Origin of the sequence: Streptomyces sp. NBC_00442 (assembly GCF_036014195.1) — a bacterium.
Taxonomy (GTDB): Bacteria; Actinomycetota; Actinomycetes; order Streptomycetales; family Streptomycetaceae; genus Streptomyces.
On record NZ_CP107918.1, the window covers coordinates 3,011,618 to 3,029,458 of the forward strand.

Annotated in this window: 14 protein-coding genes; 7 read left to right on the plus strand and 7 right to left on the minus strand. The window is 70.5% G+C overall.

Annotated elements, in window-relative coordinates; translation table 11 throughout:
• Positions 1 to 34 precede the first annotated feature (34 nt).
• Positions 35 to 1,858, minus strand: coding sequence for a serine/threonine-protein kinase (locus OG432_RS13550; RefSeq protein WP_328315095.1), 1,824 nt, complete (start codon positions 1,856 to 1,858; stop codon positions 35 to 37).
• Between the two features lie 284 nt (positions 1,859 to 2,142).
• On the opposite strand from OG432_RS13550, the gene OG432_RS13555 reads away from it, so the two are divergent.
• Positions 2,143 to 3,189: an alpha/beta hydrolase-fold protein gene (locus OG432_RS13555; RefSeq protein WP_328311149.1), complete on the plus strand. Its 1,047-nt coding sequence runs from the start codon at positions 2,143 to 2,145 to the stop codon at positions 3,187 to 3,189.
• A gap of 43 nt (positions 3,190 to 3,232) precedes the next feature.
• On the opposite strand, the gene OG432_RS13560 is transcribed toward OG432_RS13555, so the two are convergent.
• Positions 3,233 to 4,099 carry a menaquinone biosynthetic enzyme MqnA/MqnD family protein gene (locus tag OG432_RS13560; RefSeq protein ID WP_328311151.1) on the minus strand — a complete coding sequence of 289 codons (867 nt, stop codon included), beginning with the start codon at positions 4,097 to 4,099 and terminating at the stop codon, positions 3,233 to 3,235.
• A 363-nt stretch (positions 4,100 to 4,462) separates the two neighbouring features.
• Between OG432_RS13560 and OG432_RS13565 the strand changes: the two genes are divergently transcribed.
• Complete coding sequence (locus OG432_RS13565; RefSeq protein ID WP_003967102.1) at positions 4,463 to 4,666, plus strand: cold-shock protein; 204 nt, start codon at positions 4,463 to 4,465, stop codon at positions 4,664 to 4,666.
• A 187-nt stretch (positions 4,667 to 4,853) separates the two neighbouring features.
• Here the strand turns inward: OG432_RS13565 and OG432_RS13570 are convergent, their stop codons facing one another.
• Positions 4,854 to 6,668: an AMP-dependent synthetase/ligase gene (locus OG432_RS13570; protein ID WP_328311153.1), complete on the minus strand. Its 1,815-nt coding sequence runs from the start codon at positions 6,666 to 6,668 to the stop codon at positions 4,854 to 4,856.
• Between the two features lie 94 nt (positions 6,669 to 6,762).
• On the opposite strand from OG432_RS13570, the gene OG432_RS13575 reads away from it, so the two are divergent.
• Together OG432_RS13575 and OG432_RS13580 are read left to right on the plus strand one after the other, a co-directional pair.
• Positions 6,763 to 7,770, plus strand: a complete 1,008-nt coding sequence (locus OG432_RS13575; RefSeq protein WP_328311155.1) for an AraC family transcriptional regulator — start codon at positions 6,763 to 6,765, stop codon at positions 7,768 to 7,770.
• Positions 7,771 to 7,955: 185 nt separating this feature from the next.
• The gene (locus OG432_RS13580; RefSeq protein ID WP_328311157.1) at positions 7,956 to 9,107 is read left to right on the plus strand and encodes a lipase family protein; all 1,152 of its coding nucleotides are present in this window, start codon (positions 7,956 to 7,958) and stop codon (positions 9,105 to 9,107) included.
• Positions 9,108 to 9,224: 117 nt separating this feature from the next.
• On the opposite strand, the gene OG432_RS13585 is transcribed toward OG432_RS13580, so the two are convergent.
• Positions 9,225 to 9,866: a MerR family transcriptional regulator gene (locus tag OG432_RS13585; RefSeq protein ID WP_328311159.1), complete on the minus strand. Its 642-nt coding sequence runs from the start codon at positions 9,864 to 9,866 to the stop codon at positions 9,225 to 9,227.
• A gap of 118 nt (positions 9,867 to 9,984) precedes the next feature.
• Here OG432_RS13585 and OG432_RS13590 point away from each other — a divergent pair, with 118 nt between their 5' ends.
• From OG432_RS13590 to OG432_RS13600, 3 genes are all read left to right on the plus strand, one after another.
• Positions 9,985 to 10,515, plus strand: coding sequence for a DUF4188 domain-containing protein (locus OG432_RS13590; protein WP_328311161.1), 531 nt, complete (start codon positions 9,985 to 9,987; stop codon positions 10,513 to 10,515).
• A 98-nt stretch (positions 10,516 to 10,613) separates the two neighbouring features.
• On the plus strand, positions 10,614 to 11,828 hold the full coding sequence (locus tag OG432_RS13595; RefSeq protein WP_328311163.1) for an acyltransferase family protein: 1,215 nt from the start codon (positions 10,614 to 10,616) through the stop codon (positions 11,826 to 11,828).
• Between the two features lie 161 nt (positions 11,829 to 11,989).
• Positions 11,990 to 12,208 carry a helix-turn-helix domain-containing protein gene (locus OG432_RS13600; RefSeq protein WP_328311165.1) on the plus strand — a complete coding sequence of 73 codons (219 nt, stop codon included), beginning with the start codon at positions 11,990 to 11,992 and terminating at the stop codon, positions 12,206 to 12,208.
• A 103-nt stretch (positions 12,209 to 12,311) separates the two neighbouring features.
• Here the strand turns inward: OG432_RS13600 and OG432_RS13605 are convergent, their stop codons facing one another.
• The 3 genes from OG432_RS13605 to OG432_RS13615 form a co-directional block, all read right to left on the minus strand.
• On the minus strand, positions 12,312 to 14,516 hold the full coding sequence (locus OG432_RS13605; protein ID WP_328311167.1) for a hypothetical protein: 2,205 nt from the start codon (positions 14,514 to 14,516) through the stop codon (positions 12,312 to 12,314).
• Positions 14,513 to 15,202: an ABC transporter ATP-binding protein gene (locus tag OG432_RS13610; protein ID WP_328311169.1), complete on the minus strand. Its 690-nt coding sequence runs from the start codon at positions 15,200 to 15,202 to the stop codon at positions 14,513 to 14,515. Before OG432_RS13610 ends, OG432_RS13605 begins: the two co-directional genes overlap by 4 nt.
• Positions 15,203 to 16,176: 974 nt before the next feature.
• Entirely contained in the window at positions 16,177 to 17,520 is a 1,344-nt protein-coding gene (locus tag OG432_RS13615; RefSeq protein WP_328311171.1) for a dicarboxylate/amino acid:cation symporter, read from the minus strand.
• Between the last annotated feature and the right edge of the window lie 321 nt (positions 17,521 to 17,841).

Below are 17,841 nucleotides of genomic sequence, written 5' to 3' on the forward strand. Positions count from 1 at the left end.
CCTAATGCGGCAGCCGAGCGGGGCGCCGGGTGGGCTACTGCTTCGTGAGCGTCCCCGTCGGGCGGCCCGCGGCCGCCTCCTGCGACGCGAAGCGGAGCCTGCCGTCCGGCTGGAGGGTGTACGTCATCGTCGCGGTGGCCCCGGTGCAGCCGAAGGTCGACCGCTGCGCCGGGTCGGTGCGTTCGGTGATGTGCAGCACCGTGGCGGTGGCGGAGTCCAGAGCGCCGACACCGTGGCACTCCAGGGGACCGACGGTCGTGGTGGTGCGCACCACGTCCGTTCCCTTCGCGCCCTTGGTGATCACCGCGGTGTACTCGTACCCCGAGGTGCCGTTGTCCTGGGTGAGTACGCCTTTCCAGGTGCCGACGAACTCACCTGCCACGGAGCCCAGTCGACTCTCCCCCGCGGGCGGCGACGCGGCCGGTGTCGGGGCGTGCGAACCGGTCGCCGCCGGGGCCGAACTCGCGGGATTGGCGCCGGTGTTGGCCGTGCGGCCGCCCGGCAGCAGGTCGTAGAGGAACGCCGCGCCGACCGTCACCGTGGCCAGCGCTCCGGCCACCGCGAGCGCCACCGTGCAGCTGATCCTCCGGCCGCGGCCGCGTTCGCCCGGTTCGGCGGCGGTCGCCACGGACAGGGCCACGCGCGGGCCGCGGTCGGCGGGGCTCGGCGGGGCGGAGGGCCGCGGGGGCGTGCGGGGGCCGGGGAACGGGCCCGGTTCCGCGTGGCCGGACGAGTCCGCCTCCGTGAGGTCGGGCGAGCCTGGTTCCGCAGACCGCGGGCCCGGTTCGGCCCGACCGTACGAGGCGTCCGGCGGGCCGAAGACACCGGCCCCGGAGCCCGAGCCGGAGCCCGAGCCGGCCGGATGGCCGTCCCCGGGGGTCCCCGCCTCGCCGCCGAGCGCCGGGCCGCCGATCGCCGCGCTGCTGAACGGGATCGGGCCCGAGCCGGAGACCGCGTCCTTCGGCTCCAGGTCGAGCAGCCGCACCGCCGAGCGGCTGACCTCCTCGACGAGGGGGCCCGGCAGCCAGCCCCCGCGCACCAGCTCCGCCGCGCCGGCCGGGGCGAGACGGGCCGCGAGGGCGGCCGGGGCCGGGCGGTCGGCGGGCGCCTTGGCCAGGCAGGCCGCGACCGCCTCGCGCACGTCGCCCGCGAGGGCCGCGCCCAGTTCGGGCGGCTCGTGCACGACCTTGTAGAGGAGCGCGGCCGAGGAGTCGCCGGGGAAGGGCGGCTCGCCGGTCGCCGCGTACGCGAGGACGGCACCCAAGGAGAAGAGGTCCGCGGCGCCGGTCGCTCCCCGGCCGAGGATCTGCTCCGGCGCCATGTAGCCGGGCGATCCGATGGAGACGCCGGTCGCGGTGAGCGAGGCCGTGCCGTCGGTGGCGCGGGCGATGCCGAAGTCGATGAGCCGGGGGCCGTCGAGGGTGAGCAGCACGTTGGACGGCTTCACGTCGCGGTGGACGAGGCCGAGCGCGTGGACGGCGGCCAGCGCCTCGGCGAGCCCGGCTCCGAGGGCGCGTACCGCCCGTTCGGGCAGCGGGCCGTGGTCCAGGACGGCCTGGGTGAGCGAGGGGCCTGCGACATAGCCCGTCGCCACCCACGGAACCGGCGCCTCCGGGTCGGCGTCGAGCACCGGCGCGGTCCACTGGCCGCCCACCCTGCGGGCCGCCTCGACCTCGTGCCGGAACCGCGCCCTGAACTGTTCGTCGAGCGCGAAGTGGGGGTGCACCACCTTGACCGCGACGGTGCGGCCGCCCGCGCTGCGCCCCAGGTACACGCGGCCCATGCCGCCCGCGCCGAGCCGGCCCAGCAGCCGGTAGGAGCCGATCGTGTGCGGTTCGCCCGCTTCCAGCGGCTGCAACGACTGCATCGCGGTGCTCCCCCCACGCCCACCAGTTCAAGCCGGTCGCACAGCAGCGTAGAGGCGTACGTGCTCGGGATCACCCCCGGCCGGGAGGGATCCCGGCCGGCGCGAGCGAACCGAACGGCGCGTTCCGCACTCTTGACTGGCGTGGTTCGTGGCCGATCGCCCACAATTCCGCACGGGCCGCGCCCGCCCACCCCAAGCGTCCCCCACCCCTGGTCCCCGGCCCCCCGGCCCCCAGATCCACCGATCCACCGATCCCAGATGCACGGAGCCCCCGAATGAACCGTCGCCGTCCCGCCGCCCTGATAGGAGCCGCCGTCATCGGCTCGATCGTGCTGGTCACCGGCTGCTCGGACGAGGGCAAGCCGGTCAGCTTCGACTCGGGGCCGAGCGGCCCGTCCGCCCAGGCCTCGATCCAGGGCGGACAGAAGAACGGTGAGGCCTCCGCGAAGAACGGCGCCGGCGCGCAGACGCTGCTGCCGACCGGGCCGAAGGCCGAGTTCACCACGCAGAGCTCGCTCGGCGACGGCACCAAGATCGGCGTGACGACACTCAAGGGCGCGAAGTCGGGGTTCACGGGCAAGGTGTGGGTGTGGGCGCCCAAGCAGTACTTCGACGCCAAGTACCGCGACAGCGGCTTCCCGGTGCTCATCGCGCTGCCGGGCGGAAACGGTTACCCCAAGAACTACTGGATGGGCACCGACCTGAAGCTGCAGAGCAGCATCAGCGAATGGTCCAAGACCGGCAAGAGCCTGCCGTTCATCGTCGTCATGCCGGTCCTCAACCCGGACGCCAAGCACTACTACGACGGCAGCGACATTCCGGGGCAGCCGAAGATGGGCACCTGGATGACGGAGGACGTGCCGGACCTGGTGCGGGCCAACTTCCGCACCTTCAAGTCCCGCGACGGCTGGGCCTTCATGGGCTCCTCGTCGGGCGGCTTCGTCGGCCTGAAGTCGGTGCTCAAGCGCCCCGACCTGTTCAAGGCCGCGATCGCCTCCGGCCCGGACATCGTGCCGGACTCGCCGCTGTGGGCCGGCCACGACGCCGAGAAGCAGGCGAACAACCCGGAGAAGCTGGCGCAGGACCTCATCGACAGGAAGGGGCCCGAGGTCGCCCTCGCCTTCCAGGTCGGCACCAAGGAGACCACCGTCGTGCCGAAGGTCGAGCAGTTCATCAAGACGTACGGCAAGGGCCCGGTGAAGACCCGCCTCCAGACGATCCAGGGCGGCACCCACAACGCCCACACCTACGTGACGGGCATGGGCGAGGGGACCATGGAGTGGATCAGCAAGCAGATGCTGGCCCCGGTCCCGTCACCCTGACCGCGTCCCGAGCGCGTCCCGCTTCCCGAACCGGGACGGGCCGTTACGGAGCGAGCAGCTCCACGCCCACCTCGGCGGGGAAGCCGGTCGTCGGCCCGGTCCGCCGCGCGAACTCCCGTACGCCTTCGAGCTGTTCGGCGCCGAAGCGGAAGTCGAGCGTCGTGAAGTAGCGCTCCAGGAGGTCGGCGTCGAAGACCTCCCAGCGGGCCGCCTGCTCGGCCACCTTGGTGACCTCCTCCAGGGAGAGGTCCCGCGAGGCGAGGAACGCCTCGTGCACCTGCCGGACGAGGGCGGGCTCGCGGGCCAGATAGTCCTTGCGGGCCGCCCACACGGCGAAGACGAACGGAAGGCCCGTCCACTCCTTCCACATCGCGCCGAGGTCGTGGACCTGGAGCCCGAGCCGGGGCGCGTCGTGCAGCGAGGCCCGCAGGGCGGCGTCCCCGATCAGTACGGCTGCGTCGGCCTCGCGCATCATCAGGCCGAGGTCGGGCGGGCACGTGTAGTAGTCGGGGGTGACCTTGTACCGCTCGGCGAGCAGGAGCTGCGCGAGGCGTACGGAGGTCCGGGAGGTGGAACCGAGCGCGACGCGCGCCCGGTCGAGGTCTTCCAGCGGGCGCTGCGAGACGATCACACAGGACATGACCGGCCCGTCGCAGCCGACCGCGATGTCCGGGAAGGCGACCAGGTCGTCGGCGTTGCGCAGGAACTCGACGAGGGTGATCGGCGCGATGTCGAGGGAGCCGTTCACCAGCTGCTCGCTGAGCTTCTCGGGGCTGTCCTTGGTCAGCTCCAGGTCGAGCAGGGTTCCGGTCCGCGCCAGGCCCCAGTACAGGGGCAGGCAGTTGAGGAACTGGATGTGGCCGACGCGCGGCCGGCCGCCGTGGTGCTGGGGGCTGGTTGAATTGTCCACATGCCGAGGCTAGACCCGTCCCACTGCGTGGACGGCGCCGGGCCTCCCGGGGGTCGCGCGGGCCGCCCGGACGGATGCCTCGCGCGGGGCGTTGCGCGGGGTGCTCTGCGGGGCGTCGTGCCTGGTCCGGCGCTTGCCCGGTCGACCACCCCGTCACCTGCCCGGCGGACGGACAAACGTACGAGCGAAGTGATCTTTCCCTCTACCGCGGCACGCGAGCTGCGTGCTACGCTCAGCGCAAGTTGCAGTTTGGTTTCCCTTGCAGTACAGAGCCTGCGGAGCATGTAACCCGCAGGCTTTTGTAGTTTTCAGACTTGTTTGCAGGTTCTGGAGCAGGGCAACCCTTTGGCCCAAGGAGGGCTTATGGCTACCGGAACCGTGAAGTGGTTCAACGCTGAAAAGGGCTTCGGCTTCATCGCCCAGGACGGCGGCGGCCCGGATGTCTTCGTCCACTACTCCGCGATCAACGCGTCTGGTTTCCGCTCCCTGGAGGAGAACCAGGTCGTGAACTTCGACGTCACTCAGGGCCCGAAGGGCCCGCAGGCGGAGAACGTCACCCCGGCCTAACTTCTCCGGGTTGGCGATCGCTGACTTAGCAGTACCCAAGGAGCCCCGTCCTGCCGGACGGGGCTCCTGCCTTTGCCCCGCCCGGCGCCGGGCGGGGGCCGTTCGCGAGAAGCGGGCACGGTCCGCGGACGAAAGCGGGGCCGGGTGCGCGGGTGAACTACGCACAAGGAGCTGGGTCGCGCCCCGCTCAGTCGTACAGGGCCGCTATCTCCGACGCGAACCGCTCAAGCACCACCTTCCGCCGTACCTTCAGCGTCGGCGTCAACTCGCCCCCCTCCACCGTGAAGTCCCGCGGCAGCACCGCGAAGGCACGGATCCGGGCGGGCCGGGACACCTGTTCGTTGGCCTCGGCCACCGCACGCCCCACCAGCTCGCGCACCTCCGCCGCGTCACGCCCCGCCGCGGCCTCCGCCTCCACCGTGATCAGCGCGACCGGATACGGCCGCCGGTCGCCCGCCATCACCGCGTGCGAGACGAACCGGGACCGTTCGATGGCCAGCTCGACGTGCGAGGGCGTCAGGTTCTTGCCGGCGGACGTGATGATCAGGTCCTTCTTGCGGCCGGTGATCGTCAGATAGCCGTCCGCGTCGACCGCGCCGAGATCCCCCGTGTGCAGCCACCCCTCCGCGTCCAGCGCCTCAGCCGTGCCGAGCGCGTTCGCGTGGTAGCCCGGGAAGACCATCGGGCCCCGGGCGAGCACCTCCTCGTCGTCCGCGATCCTCACCTCGCACCCCAGGACCGGCCGCCCCACCGTGCCGTACCGCACCGCGCCGGGGTGGTTGAGCGAGATGACGCCCGCCGACTCGGTCATCCCGTACCCCTCGAAGACCTGGATCCCGCAGGCCCGCAGGAAGTCGAGGACCGCCGGGTCGATCGGGGCGCCGCCCGTCAGGGCCCAGCGAAGGCGCCCGCCGAAGGCGGCCCTGACCAGGCTGAACAGCGAGGCGTCCGCGGCTTCGTAGGCGGCGCGGCGCTCCGGCGGAAGCGCGTCGTCCGCCGCGAGGACGCCGACCGCGACCGCCGCGTCGAACCGCTCGCCGCCGCCCTCCTCCGCCTCGGCGAGCGAGCGCACCACCGAGTAGACCTTCTCGAACAGGCGGGGTACGGAGGGCAGATGGGTCGGCCGCGCCTCGGCCAGCTCGCCGACGACGTCCTCGATCCGGCCGCCGAAGTAGCAGAGCTCGCCGCCGTACAGGAGCGTGGAGAACTGGATCAGCTGGGCGAGCAGGTGGGCGAGGGGCAGGTAGAGGTAGGTGCGGTCGCCCGGACCGCCCTGGATGAGGTGCAGCGTGGCGTCCTGGACGGCGCCGAGATTGCCGTGGGTGAGCCGGCAGCCCTTGGGGAGCCCGGTGGTGCCGGAGGTGTAGACGAGTTCGGCGTCGTCCTCGGGGCGCACCGCTTCGGCGCGGGCCAGCAGCTCGTCGAGCGGGGCGGCGAGTGGGGCAGCGGGTGAGGCGGCGGGTGAGGCGGCGGAAGCATCCGCCGCCCCGGCCGGCCCGTCGCGGCCCGCCATAGGCATCGGCATAGGCATCGGCATAGGCATCGGCAGGACGTGGGCGAGCGCGGGCAGTTTCGGGCGCAGCTCCTCCACGCGGGCCGCCTCGGCGGGCCCCTCGCAGAAGACCGCCTTCGCGGCGGAGTCGGACAGCACCCACGTGGTCTCCTCGTCGCCCGCTGTCGGGTACACCGGCACCACGACCGCGCCCACCGCGAGGCAGGCGAAGTGCGCGTACGTCCACGCGGGCCGGGTCTCGGAGAGGATCGCCACCCGGTCGCCCGCCCGGATGTCGAGCGCCAGAAGGCCGCGCGCGGTGTGGCGCACGGTGTCGCGCAGCTCGGTGTACGTCACGGAGACCCACGCCCCGTCCGCGGCGCGGAAGCGGAGCGCCGGGCGGTCCGGGTGGCGCCGCGCCGCCCACTCGGTGAACAGGGCGAGCGTGCGGGGACGGCTGGACGGCTCCTGGTGTTCGGCGCTCTCGCGGTGCTCACTCTGTGGGGTCATGACCCGACGGTAGGTACGTTTGCCGGCCGCGGGGGATGACGGGAAACGTCACCCCGGCTGACCTCAACGCTCAACCCCGCTACCGTCGTTGACCATGGCGACGCCGACGATCACCGTGCACCACGTGCGGGCCGTGCTGCGCGGCGCCGAACGGCACGGCATCGACACCGTGCCCCTGCTCCAGGCGTCCGGCATTCCCCCGCTGCTGCTGGGGGACGACCGGGCGCGGGTCACCCCCGCCCAGTTCGCCCATCTCTTCCGTGCCCTGTACCGGGCGACGGGCGACGAGTTCCTCGGGCTCGGTGGGGCGCCGAGCCGCCCCGGTACCTTCGCGATGATGTGTCATGCCGTGCTCGGCTGCCGCGACCTCGGTGGTGCCGTGCGCCGGGGCACCGCCTTCTACGGGCTGTTCGCGAACGGCCCCGATCTCGCGCTCGACGTGAGCGGCGGGGACGCGGTGTTCACCGTGCGCGGCGATCTCGCGGGCCAGGACGAGGACCGGTTCCTGACCGAGTGCCTCGTGATCATCTGGCACCGGCTGTGCAGCTGGCTCGTGGGCCGCCGCATCCCGCTCGCCCGCGCCGCCTTCGGCTATCCGCCGCCCCGGCACGGGGACGAGTACGAGTCGCTGTTCGGCTGCCCGGTCCGCTTCGGCGGCACCCGCACCGAGGCGGTGTTCGACGCGCGCTGGCTGACCGCCCCCCTCGTGCGGGACGAGGCGGCCCTGGGCCAGATGCTGCGCCGCTCGCCCTTCGAACTCCTCAGCCGGCACACCTACGGCACGACGGTGGCGGAGCAGGTGGGCCGGGCCCTCGCGGGCGCCCTGCGCGCCTCGCCCCGGCTGCCCACCCTGGAGGAGACGGCGGCCAGGCTCGCCATGTCGCCCGCGACCCTGCGCCGCCGCCTGGCACGCGAGAGCACCTCGTTCCAGCAGCTCAAGGACGCGGTCCGGCGGGACGCGGCGATCGCGGGGCTCGCCGAGGGCCGCGAGCCGATCGCGGAGATCGCGGCGCGCCTCGGCTTCTCGGAGGACACCAGTTTCCACCGCGCCTTCCGCCGCTGGACGGGGACGACGCCGGGCTCGTACCGGCTCGGGCACTGAGCCACCGGCCTGCGCGAGGCCGGCACCGTGCCGCGGGCCCGCGCGAGGCCGGCACCGCAGCGCCGGGCCTGCCCGAGGTCCGCCCGGGTCAGTGAAGGTGAGCGGTACGGTCAGCTCCGTACCTACCGGTCAGTCACTACCTTCTCCTCAACTGCCCGACCCCACCGGACCGTTGGGAGAGCCGCATGCACGTCCGTACAAGAGTCGCCGGCGCCGTAGCCGCCGCACTCCTCCTCTCGGCAGCCACCCCCACCGCATTCGCCGACGACGCCTCCTCCCCCGCACCGGGTGACGTCGTCACCCAGTCCCCCACCGAATTCCATCCGCTGCCCGGCCAGTGGACCAACACCCTTGCCTGGCACGTCACTTACCGTTCCACCAACGCCAAGGGCGGCCCGAACACCGTCTCCGGCACCGTCATCGTGCCCAACGACGGACACAAGGGCCCGCGCCCCCTCGTGACGTACGCCGTCGGCACGGTCGGGCTGGGCGACTCCTGCGCGCCGAGCGCCAACTTCCCGTACGGGACGGCCGTCGAGGCCACCCTGATCAACCAGGTGGTGCAGCGGGGCTGGGCCGTCGCGGTCACCGACTACGAAGGGCTCGGCACTCCCGGCGACCACACCTACACGGTCGGCCGGGCCGAGGGCACCGCCGTCCTGGACGCGGCCCGCGCCGCCGAACGGCTCGGCATTCCCGGCGTCGACGCCGGCTCCCCCGTGGGGATCATGGGCTACTCGCAGGGCGGCCAGGCCAGCAGCTGGGCGGCCGAACTGCACGATTCCTACGCTCCCGACCTCAAGGTGAAGGGCACCGCTACCGGCGGCGTGCCGGCCGACCTGATGAAGGTGGCCGCCTCCAACGACGGCGGACTCGGCTCCGGCCTCATCCTCATGGCGGCGGCCGGCCAGGACGCGGCCTTCCCCGAACTGAAGCTGGGCTCGTACCTGAATCCGGCGGGCAAGGCGCTGGTCGACTACTTCAAGAACAACTGCGTGGCGGTCGACACCACGGTGGGCTCGTTCAAGCACATCACCGACGTGACGGTGAAGAATCCGCTCGAACAGCTTGACTGGCAGGCCCGGTTGGCCGAGTCCAAGCTCGGCACCCACCGCCCGGACGCACCGGTGTACCTGTACCACGGCACGATCGACGAGCTCATCCCCTACGCGGTCGGGCAGCAGCTCCGGTCCGACTGGTGCGCCGGGGGGACGGACGTGGAGTGGCACGCGCTGCCGCTGCTCGGCCACATCGGCGGGGTGACGGTGGGCGGGATCCCCGCCGCGAACTGGCTCGCGGACCGCTTCGCGGGCAAGGCCACGCACCCCAACTGCTAGCACACGCACGGTCATTGACGCCACGCCCGTTCCGGCACGCCCGGTGCGGGCGCGGCCCGTAAATGCACCCCGGCGCCCCCGGCGGGCGCGGCCCGCATGCGCGCCCCTCCCGCCGCCCTACAGGCCGTACCGGCGCGCGGACTCCTCCTGCTGCGCGAGGCGGTGCAGGGCGCGCAGCACCGGCTCGAAGAGGACGGTCGCCGCGACGGCGGTCTCCACCTTCTCCTCCTCGGAGGGGTGGCTCTCCACGAAGTCCAGGTCACGGACGGCCGCCTGGTGCATCAACTGGGCGTAGGGCGCCATGAGTTCGGCGTCCCAGGGGTAGCCGAGACGGTTGAGCGTCGCGACGGCGACGATCAGCGCCCGGTGGTCGGGCGAGAGATCTCCCAGCTCGCGCCCCGTCGACCAGCCCAGCAGGTCGAGGAGCCGGCCGACCTCGGTGCGGGCGGCGGCCACGCAGGGGTCGCCGTCGTCGGGGTCCGGGCCGTGCGGCAGCGCCCACAGGGCCGCGCCGAGGCGGATCGTACGGTCCAGGGAATCGTCGTCGACGTACCCGATCACCTCCTTGGCCGTCGCCACCGGCAGCCGGCCCACCTCGATCAGCGCGCGCACCAGACGGAGCCTGCGCAGATGGCTCTCGTCGTACGCGGCGGTGGTAGCGCCGACCTTGCGGCCGGGCGCCAGCATCCCCTGCCGCAGGTAGTACTTGATCATCGCGGTGGAGACCCCGCTCCGCTCGCTGAGCTCCGCAAGCCGCATCTCTTGCGCCCTCCCTCGGACAACGCCATTATCCAAGGAGCCACCCATGGATAACTCCATTATCCAACAAGGGAGTTGTCCGATCCGGGGCCATGCCGACGAAGGAGCTGGAGGCACGATGTCCGCCAAGCCGATCCCGGGCCGTACGACCGCCGCCGCCGAGGGCGACGCGGTGGTGCTGCTCATCGGGATGCGCGTCAACCACTTCTGGGCCGTGCACCAGTGGATCCCCGTGGCCCTCGCCATGCTCCGGATGCTCCGCGAGCTCTCCGCGGACAGGAGCCACGGGCACCTCGGCCACGTCCTGCTCACCGCCTCCCCGCGGACGTACTACGTCGTCCAGTACTGGGAGTCGAAGGAGAAGCTGTACGCCTACGCGCACTCGCCCGCGATGTTCCACCACAGGGCCTGGGCGATCCTCAACCGCAAGGAGCGCAAGGGCGCGATGCGCGGGCACGTCGGGCTCTGGCACGAGACGTACATCGCCCCCGAAGGGTCCTACGAGTCGATATATGCCGACATGCCGCCGTTCGGCCTCGCCGCGGCGACGGGCGTCCTGCCGATCGAGAGCCGGGGACGCCGGGCGAAGGACCGCCTGGCCCACCGCTCGAAGGCCCGGACCGATTCGAACGTACGGGGTATGCACTAGCGTGCAGCGGGAACCAAGGTCATCACACCCCCGTACACAGCGCCGTCCCCGAACTGACCGGAAGGGCCGCGACCGGCTCCCCGGCTAGGATCCTCGCCTTGTCAGACACAGCTCTGCGTTCCACGCTCCCCAGCCCCCGCACGGTACGGCCGCCGCTTCCCGCGCCGCCGGGCCCCAGGGGGAGACCACCGCGGCTCTACGTGCTCGACGGACTGCGGCTGATCGCGGCGCTCATGGTGGTGGGGTTCCACTTCGCCGGCTACGACCGGTACGGCGACCACGGGGCGTGGGGGCGGAGCACCGCGACGCTCTTCCCCGGCGTGCACGGCATCGCGAGTTACGGCTGGCTCGGCGTCGAGCTGTTCTTCCTCATCAGCGGATTCGTCATCTGCATGAGCTGCTGGGGCCGCACGCCGCGGGACTTCTTCATCTCCCGGGTGGTGCGCCTGTACCCGGCGTTCTGGGTCTGCGTCACCGCCACCGCGCTCGTGCTGTGGTTCTGCGGCGACCGCACGATCACCCTGTCCCGCGTGCTGACCAACCTCACGATGGTCCACGAACCGCTGGGCGTCGCCCACGTGGATCCCTCGTACTGGTCGCTCTGGGCCGAAATGCGGTTCTATCTGCTGTTCGCGGTCGTCGCGTACAAGGGCCTCACCTACCGGCGCGTGGTCACCTTCTGCGGCCTGTGGCTGCTCGGCGCCATACTGGCGCCCACCTCGGGGATCCCGCTCCTGGCCGTCGTCTTCCAGCCGCAGTTCGCCCCGTTCTTCGTCGGCGGCATCGTGCTGTACCTCATGCACCGGTTCCGGCCCGCGCCGCTGCTGTGGCTCCTCCTCGGCGCATCGTGGCTGCTGGCCCAGCAGCAGCTGGTCCGGCTCGTCAAGGACGAGAACTGGGCCGGCCTGCACCCCTCGTGGCCGGTGGCACTGACCGTCGTCACCGCCTTCTACGCCGTCCTGCTCGCCGTGGCCCTGGGCAAGGCCGACTTCCTGAACTGGCGCAGGCTCACCACGGCCGGCGCCCTGACGTACCCGCTCTATCTCCTGCACGAGTCCATAGGCTGGGCCGTGATCGAGCGCCTCCACACCCGCATCCCGGCCCACCTCCTGATGGCCGGCCTCGTCGCCGCCCTCCTCGCGGCCGCCTGGGCGGTGCACCGCTTCGTGGAACGTCCGCTCGCCCGCCGCCTCAAGCACTGGCTCAACGGCAACCTGGCCACCCCCCGCCCGACCCCGGTCACGGGGTCCCGCACGACCCCGGCCCCGGGCTCCGTCGCCGCCCGCCAGGACGTGATGCCGCCACCGCGCTGAGGGCGCTGAGGACACTCAGGCCGCGACGGGCGCGGACACGCGGACGGCCTGGGCCGGCAGTTGGACGCCACAGGCGCAAAGGTATGCGTCGTCGAACGACGGCCAAGGCGCTGGCTCAGCGGTCACGGATGGTGCTGGAGTGCGCGGGGGGCCATTCCTTGATGGAAGTGTCGCGCCGGCTGCGGATCGCTCCGGACACGGTCCGCACCCGGCGGCGGCGCTTCATCGAGCACGGCCTGGACGGGCTGGGCGACGAGCCGCGGCCGGTGTCCCTCGGAAGATCGTTGAGCGGTGGCTCGCCGAGCTCACCCAGAAGAAGCCCAAGCGCGCAGTCCACCGCTCCGTCCAAGCCCTCGAACGCGACATCCGGTCATGGCTGACCGACCGGAACGATCAGCCCAGGCCCTTCGTCTGGACGAAGTCAGCCGACGAGATCCTGGACAAAGTCGCCTCGTACTGCCACCGAATCTCTGACTCAGGTCACTAGTCCGCTCTCGGTTTCCACGTTCTCGCTTCTCGCAGGGCTGTGGTGCGTGCGGTCCATACCATTGTCACGGAGAGCAGCGCAGTGAGCATCAGGAAGATCAGACAGAGTGCTCCCGACAGCTCAGCCCCTTCGGTGCCACTGCTGATGGGCTGTGCCAGGAGGACGTAGGCGGCGGTGCCCGCGGCGCCTGCCGCAAGTGTCGGCAGGCCGAGTGCCCAGGTGGCCGTAGCGCCAAAGACTTGGGCGTGGCCAGTCAGGACGGTGACGGGTGCCAGGCCACGCGAGAACCGCAGGAATTCGGAGAGCGCGGAGAACGTCATCGCCAAAGCGATGACGAGGGTGCCGACGGTGCCGAGGAAGGGAAGCCAACGCGCATGGTAGCCAAGGGTGTAGGACTGGTTTCCCTCAGCCAGTGGCCTGATCACGGCGTCGGTGCTCAGTGTCAGCCGTGCCGTGCGCTTGACCTCCGGGATGTCGAGGGTCGTCCCTTTCGCTGTGAACACGACGAGCCAGGTGTCCTGCGGATCGAGTCGTGTGGTCACTCCGGTGCGGACGGTGGCCGCGGTATTGCCGAAGTAGGTGTACGTCGTGGCCTTGAGTCGCCGGTCAAGCTGGTCGTAGCCGAGCTTGGCAGTGGCGTTGGGGGCGGGGCAGGGCAGGTTGAGCGCGGCGAGATCCGGGCACGGCGCTTGGATGATCCTTCCGCTGCTTGAACCGTCGGACTGGAGGTCGGCATGCCCGAGGGACACGACATGAACGCCCGGGGGAAGAGCGTCCCTGAACTCCTGACTGGGACGCGCTCGGTCGGCGGCCTGCACCATGGCCATGCTTCGGCCTTCGGCCGAGTCGAGCACTTTGGTGTCGCCCGAGCGGTTGTCGAACATGCTGGTGACCAGCTGCGTTTCACCGATCACACCGATCGCGATGACCAGCGTGGAGACGAGGCGCACGACCACTCCTGGGCGTGCGGCCAGCGACCGGGCAGCAATCAGCTGTCCGGGACTCCCCCTTCGGCGGGCGGTGTTGGCCAACCGGGGCGCGACACGGGCGATGAGCAGACCGATGGCCGAGGGCAGGGTGGCGAGTGCGCCGACGACTGCTATCAGGTAGAAGACCGGTGACTGGCTTCCCTGGCGCGTCGTGCCGGTAAGTACGGCCAAGGCCAGGAAGCAGGGACAGGCGACCAGAGCCGTCTTGCGCAGGAGTCCGCCGGTCGCCACCAGACTGCGGGACGTCTTCCTCCGTCGGTTGGCGGAGGGCTGAATCAGCAGAGTGATGGCGAGTACCACCAGTCCCGCGCCAAAGACCACGCTCAACAGGGTTCTGACTGCATGACGGAGGTCCGCCGCTGCCAGCGTGTAGTCGATCCACGGCAGCGTGGCGTTCCACAGCAGAGCGGGTAGGAGGGCCAGTACTGCGAGGACGGTGCCGAGGGCAACAGGGGGACCTGAGGCTCCCAGGTCCATCCAGATCCGGGATCGTCTGCTCACACCCAGAATGTTCAGCAGCCGTGCACGCCGGTCGTAGCCGTGTGCACCCAGGCGTGCGGCTGCGACGGCCAGAGTCGCGGACGGCAGGCCGAGCAGCAGCGCCACGACCATTCCGAGCTGCCTCTCCTCCCCGTCCCCGATGACTCGGACGTCTCCGAACGAGGGGCCGGGTGAGCCGAATCCAGTGATCCCGTCGAGGTAGCTGGTGTTCAGCATGGTCGCGCTGGGGCGGGTATAGACGAGGCGTTCACCCGGCGTGGCCAGTCCACTCTCGCCGATGCGGCCAGCCACCTTCCCGTACCGGGCCGCGTAGTTCTCGGAGGCGGGTCCGTCCGCCAGCGCGGGGGACAGAAAGGCCTGGCCCGGTGCAGGCCAGTGGTCGAGTCCAGGCGGTAGAGGGGCATCTTCGGCCAGCGGCGCGATCACGATCACGCTGTATTGGCGGCCGTGTTCGCTCTCCCAGTACCGGCTCCACAGTGCCTTCGCCGGCTGCCCCTTCTCGGCCATGACCGGGTTGCGCGCCAGTCCTCGTGTCTCACGCCCCTCGAACGTCGCGCTGGAGGCAACGAAGGCGGCGGCGCACAGAGCGGCCACCAGCGTGGCCAGGGCCAGCGCGATCAGACGGGTCCGTCCGCTCTCGGCCCGGCGTGCCGCCTCCCGCCCGACGCGGACGAGCTGCCACCACAGGGGTGCTCCTGATGTGTTCTTCACATGTCACCCGCACCGGGCGCATCGACCAGACGCCCCTGAGCCAGATGCAGGACACGGTCGGCCCGCGCTGCCACGGCCGGGTCGTGCGTGACCAGCAGCATTCCGCAACCGGTATCCCTCGGAACCTGGAAGAGAACCTCGGCGACCTGGTCCCGGGCTTGCTCGTCCAGAGCCCCCGTCGGCTCGTCTGCCAGGAGCAGTGACGGCTCGGCCATCAAGGCCCGAGCCACGGCGGCGCGTTGCCTCTCGCCACCGGACAGATCGGATGTCGCAACTCCGTCTGCCCGAACGCCCAGGTCAGTTAGCAGTCTGTGGGCCCGAAGGAAGGCGTCCGCGCGTCCGCTACCCGACAACAGCGCTGGCAGGGCGACATTCTCTACCGGAGTCAGTTCCGGCAGGAGTTCCCCGAATTGGAAGACCATGCCAAGGTGACGCTGGCGCCATCGGGAGAGCTTGCTCCCCCTGAGGGATGCCATGTCTGCCCCAGCCACCCCTAATTGCCCGGCATCGGCCTTGGTCAGACCGAGAATGAGGGACAGCAGCGAGCTCTTCCCCGAGCCCGACGGCCCCATCACGGCTACTGACTGCCCCGACCGCACCACCAGGTCCAGGCCGACCATCAGCTTCCTGCCGCCGACTTCATAGTCGAGCCCGCGCACATCCAGCGGGACCTCAACTGGCGCCATCCCATCCACCCCTTTCCCGCAACTGGCCCACCACCAAGCAAGACGGGCGCAGAGTGCGCACCGTTGACCGCCTTGAACACCCCGGTGGGGGCACGCCCGTTCGGCATGCCCCCACCGTTGTCACATTCGGACCGCGTCGGCTCCAGCCGTGCGCGTGGTTGTCCGTCCACCAGTCGCTGCAGTTGTCGGGCTCGTACGGGTATGAGGTGCAGGCCTGCATGTCCCAGATTCGGCCACCACTGTTGCTGTGGGCAGTGGTTCCCTTCCCCGACTTGTTCCACAGCGTGTAGACGTCGCTGTCCGGGTAGTTGCGGTTGTACTTCGTGTAGACGGGGTTGCCGTCAGCATTGGTGTCCATCACTCCGGCCACATGCTTCCATCGGGTCACGCAGGCCTCACGGCACCTTGTCTGAATCCGATGCGAGTATCGAACGTTGAACCAAGGCGCTACGACATCGATGTCTACGGCAATCGGAACCCCACGAAACTTGGCACCGTTCCCACAGCTTTGGACCGAGACAGCCAAGCGGAACGGGCTTCCGCTGGAGCGACAAGACAGCGTCGTTCTCCCCATTGGCTACTGTTCCCAACTCGCAATTGGCGGGATCTTGAGCGCGAACCGCCGAGAGTGGGCTAGCCGTGAAGCACGGCTTGGCGCGGTCGGCGAGGTAACTGTCCACTACGGCCGGCAGCTGTTGGCCGTATGCGGCCAAGGCGTGCCGTTGATCGAGGGTGACTCCGGGACCCGAGAAAGCAGCCGATCAGACGCACTCAGTCGGCGTTGAGCTCTACGTGCACAGAGCCCTCACCGCCCCGGATGGGAGACTTCCCTCGACGATCACGCGTGGCGCGAGCATGCCAGAGCTCCCGCTCTGATCCGTCCCCGGCGTGCTCAGCCCCGCTTGCAGTTGAACGAACGACGCCGCCCGCACCCCCAGCAGCGCGGGGGCGCGGACGGCGTCCACGTGTGGTGCTTACGCGGCAGCCGGAACGGCCACCTTCTGGTCCGGCTCATGCGTGGCGACCGTGTCGTCCACCGGGGAGGCGGACGCCCTGTTGAACGCGTCGACATCCAGGATCTTTTCCCGGGCCGAGACGATGACCGGCACCAGAGCCTGGCCCGCCACATTCGTCGCGGTGCGCATCATGTCCAGGACCGGGTCGATGGCCATGAGCAGGCCGACGCCCTCCAGGGGCAGGCCGAGGGTGGAGAGGGTCAGGGTCAGCATGACCGTGGCGCCGGTCAGGCCGGCCGTCGCGGCGGAGCCGATGACCGACACGAAGGCGATCAGGACGTAGTCGCCGACACCGAGGTGCACGTCGAAGATCTGCGCGATGAAGATCGCCGCGAGCGCCGGGTAGATCGCTGCACAGCCGTCCATCTTGGTGGTGGAGCCGAACGGCACGGCGAAGGAGGCGTACTCCTTGGGGACGCCGAGGCGTTCGGTGACCTTCTGGGTCAGCGGCATCGTGCCGACCGAGGAGCGGGAGACGAAGGCCAGCTGGATCGCGGGCCAGGCGCCCTTGAAGAACTGGATCGGGTTGACCTTGGCGACGGTGGCGAGCAGCAGCGGGTACACGCCGAACATCACCAGGGCGCAGCCGATGTAGACGTCGGCGGTGAAGGTGGCGTACTTGCCGATGAGGTCCCAGCCGTAGTCGGCGATGGCGAAGCCGATGAGGCCGAGGGTGCCGAGCGGGGCGAGCCGGATGACCCACCACAGGGCCTTCTGGAGGAGTTCGAGGACGGCTTCGCTGAGCGTGAGGATCGGCTTGGCCTTCTCGCCGAGCTGGAGCAGGGCGATGCCGGCGACGGCGGCCATGAAGACGATCTGCAGGACGTTCAGCTCGGTGAAGGGCGTGATCACGTCCGTCGGGATGATGCCCGTCAGGAAGTCGAGCCAGGAGCCCGTGTGCTTGGGGAGCTTGCCGTCCTTCGGGGTGAGGCCGGTGCCCGAGCCGGGGTTGGTGAGCAGGCCGATGGCGAGGCCGATGGCCACCGCGATCAGCGACGTGATCATGAACCAGAGCAGGGTGCGCGTGGCGAGCCGGGCGGCGTTGTTGACCTTGCGCAGGTTGGTGATCGACACCAGGATCGCGAAGAAGACGAGCGGCGCGACGGCCAGCTTCAGGAGCTGGACGAAGATGTCGCCGATCTGACCGAGGGTGTCCTTGAGCCAGCCGATGTCCTGGCTGCGGGCGAGCCAGCCGAGCAGGCCGCCGAGGACGAGGCCGGCGATGATCTGGGCCCAGAAGGGGAACTTCGAGGATATGGAGAAGCCGGACTTGGGCTTGTCCGGAGCGGTCGCGGAGGACACGGAAACACTCCCGGGTGAGCGGAGACGGGGACTGATCGACGTTCAGAGGTGAGCGCGGCGCCCGTTCACGAGGGACTGGTCGCGTGGACCGGTCACGTAAGCCTGGGGACACCGCCGCATGATGCCGGGGTCAGACGTCGCGGCAACAGACCGCGGACATGCAGCGGCAGAGGTCGACATGCAGGCGCGCCACGAGCGGAACGGATCCGCCGGTGGGGTGCTGGTGCACAGCTGCTGTCGTCATGTCGAACACGTTAACACTTGAACTTTGAGAACCTCAAAGCAGTTCTTTTACCCCGGGATGACCAGTGGGACGACCGA

What these genes read in the sequence shown, in the direction of transcription:
- OG432_RS13575 (WP_328311155.1), top strand. Translation starts at nt 6,763, where the DNA reads ATGGCGACGCCGACGATCACCGTGCACCACGTGCGGGCCGTGCTGCGC.
- OG432_RS13580 (WP_328311157.1), top strand. Translation starts at nt 7,956, where the DNA reads ATGCACGTCCGTACAAGAGTCGCCGGCGCCGTAGCCGCCGCACTCCTC.
- OG432_RS13600 (WP_328311165.1), top strand. Translation starts at nt 11,990, where the DNA reads ATGGAAGTGTCGCGCCGGCTGCGGATCGCTCCGGACACGGTCCGCACC.
- OG432_RS13570 (WP_328311153.1), bottom strand. Translation starts at nt 6,668, where the DNA reads ATGACCCCACAGAGTGAGCACCGCGAGAGCGCCGAACACCAGGAGCCG.
- OG432_RS13610 (WP_328311169.1), bottom strand. Translation starts at nt 15,202, where the DNA reads ATGGCGCCAGTTGAGGTCCCGCTGGATGTGCGCGGGCTCGACTATGAA.
- OG432_RS13590 (WP_328311161.1), top strand. Translation starts at nt 9,985, where the DNA reads ATGTCCGCCAAGCCGATCCCGGGCCGTACGACCGCCGCCGCCGAGGGC.
- OG432_RS13585 (WP_328311159.1), bottom strand. Translation starts at nt 9,866, where the DNA reads ATGCGGCTTGCGGAGCTCAGCGAGCGGAGCGGGGTCTCCACCGCGATG.
- OG432_RS13565 (WP_003967102.1), top strand. Translation starts at nt 4,463, where the DNA reads ATGGCTACCGGAACCGTGAAGTGGTTCAACGCTGAAAAGGGCTTCGGC.
- OG432_RS13555 (WP_328311149.1), top strand. Translation starts at nt 2,143, where the DNA reads ATGAACCGTCGCCGTCCCGCCGCCCTGATAGGAGCCGCCGTCATCGGC.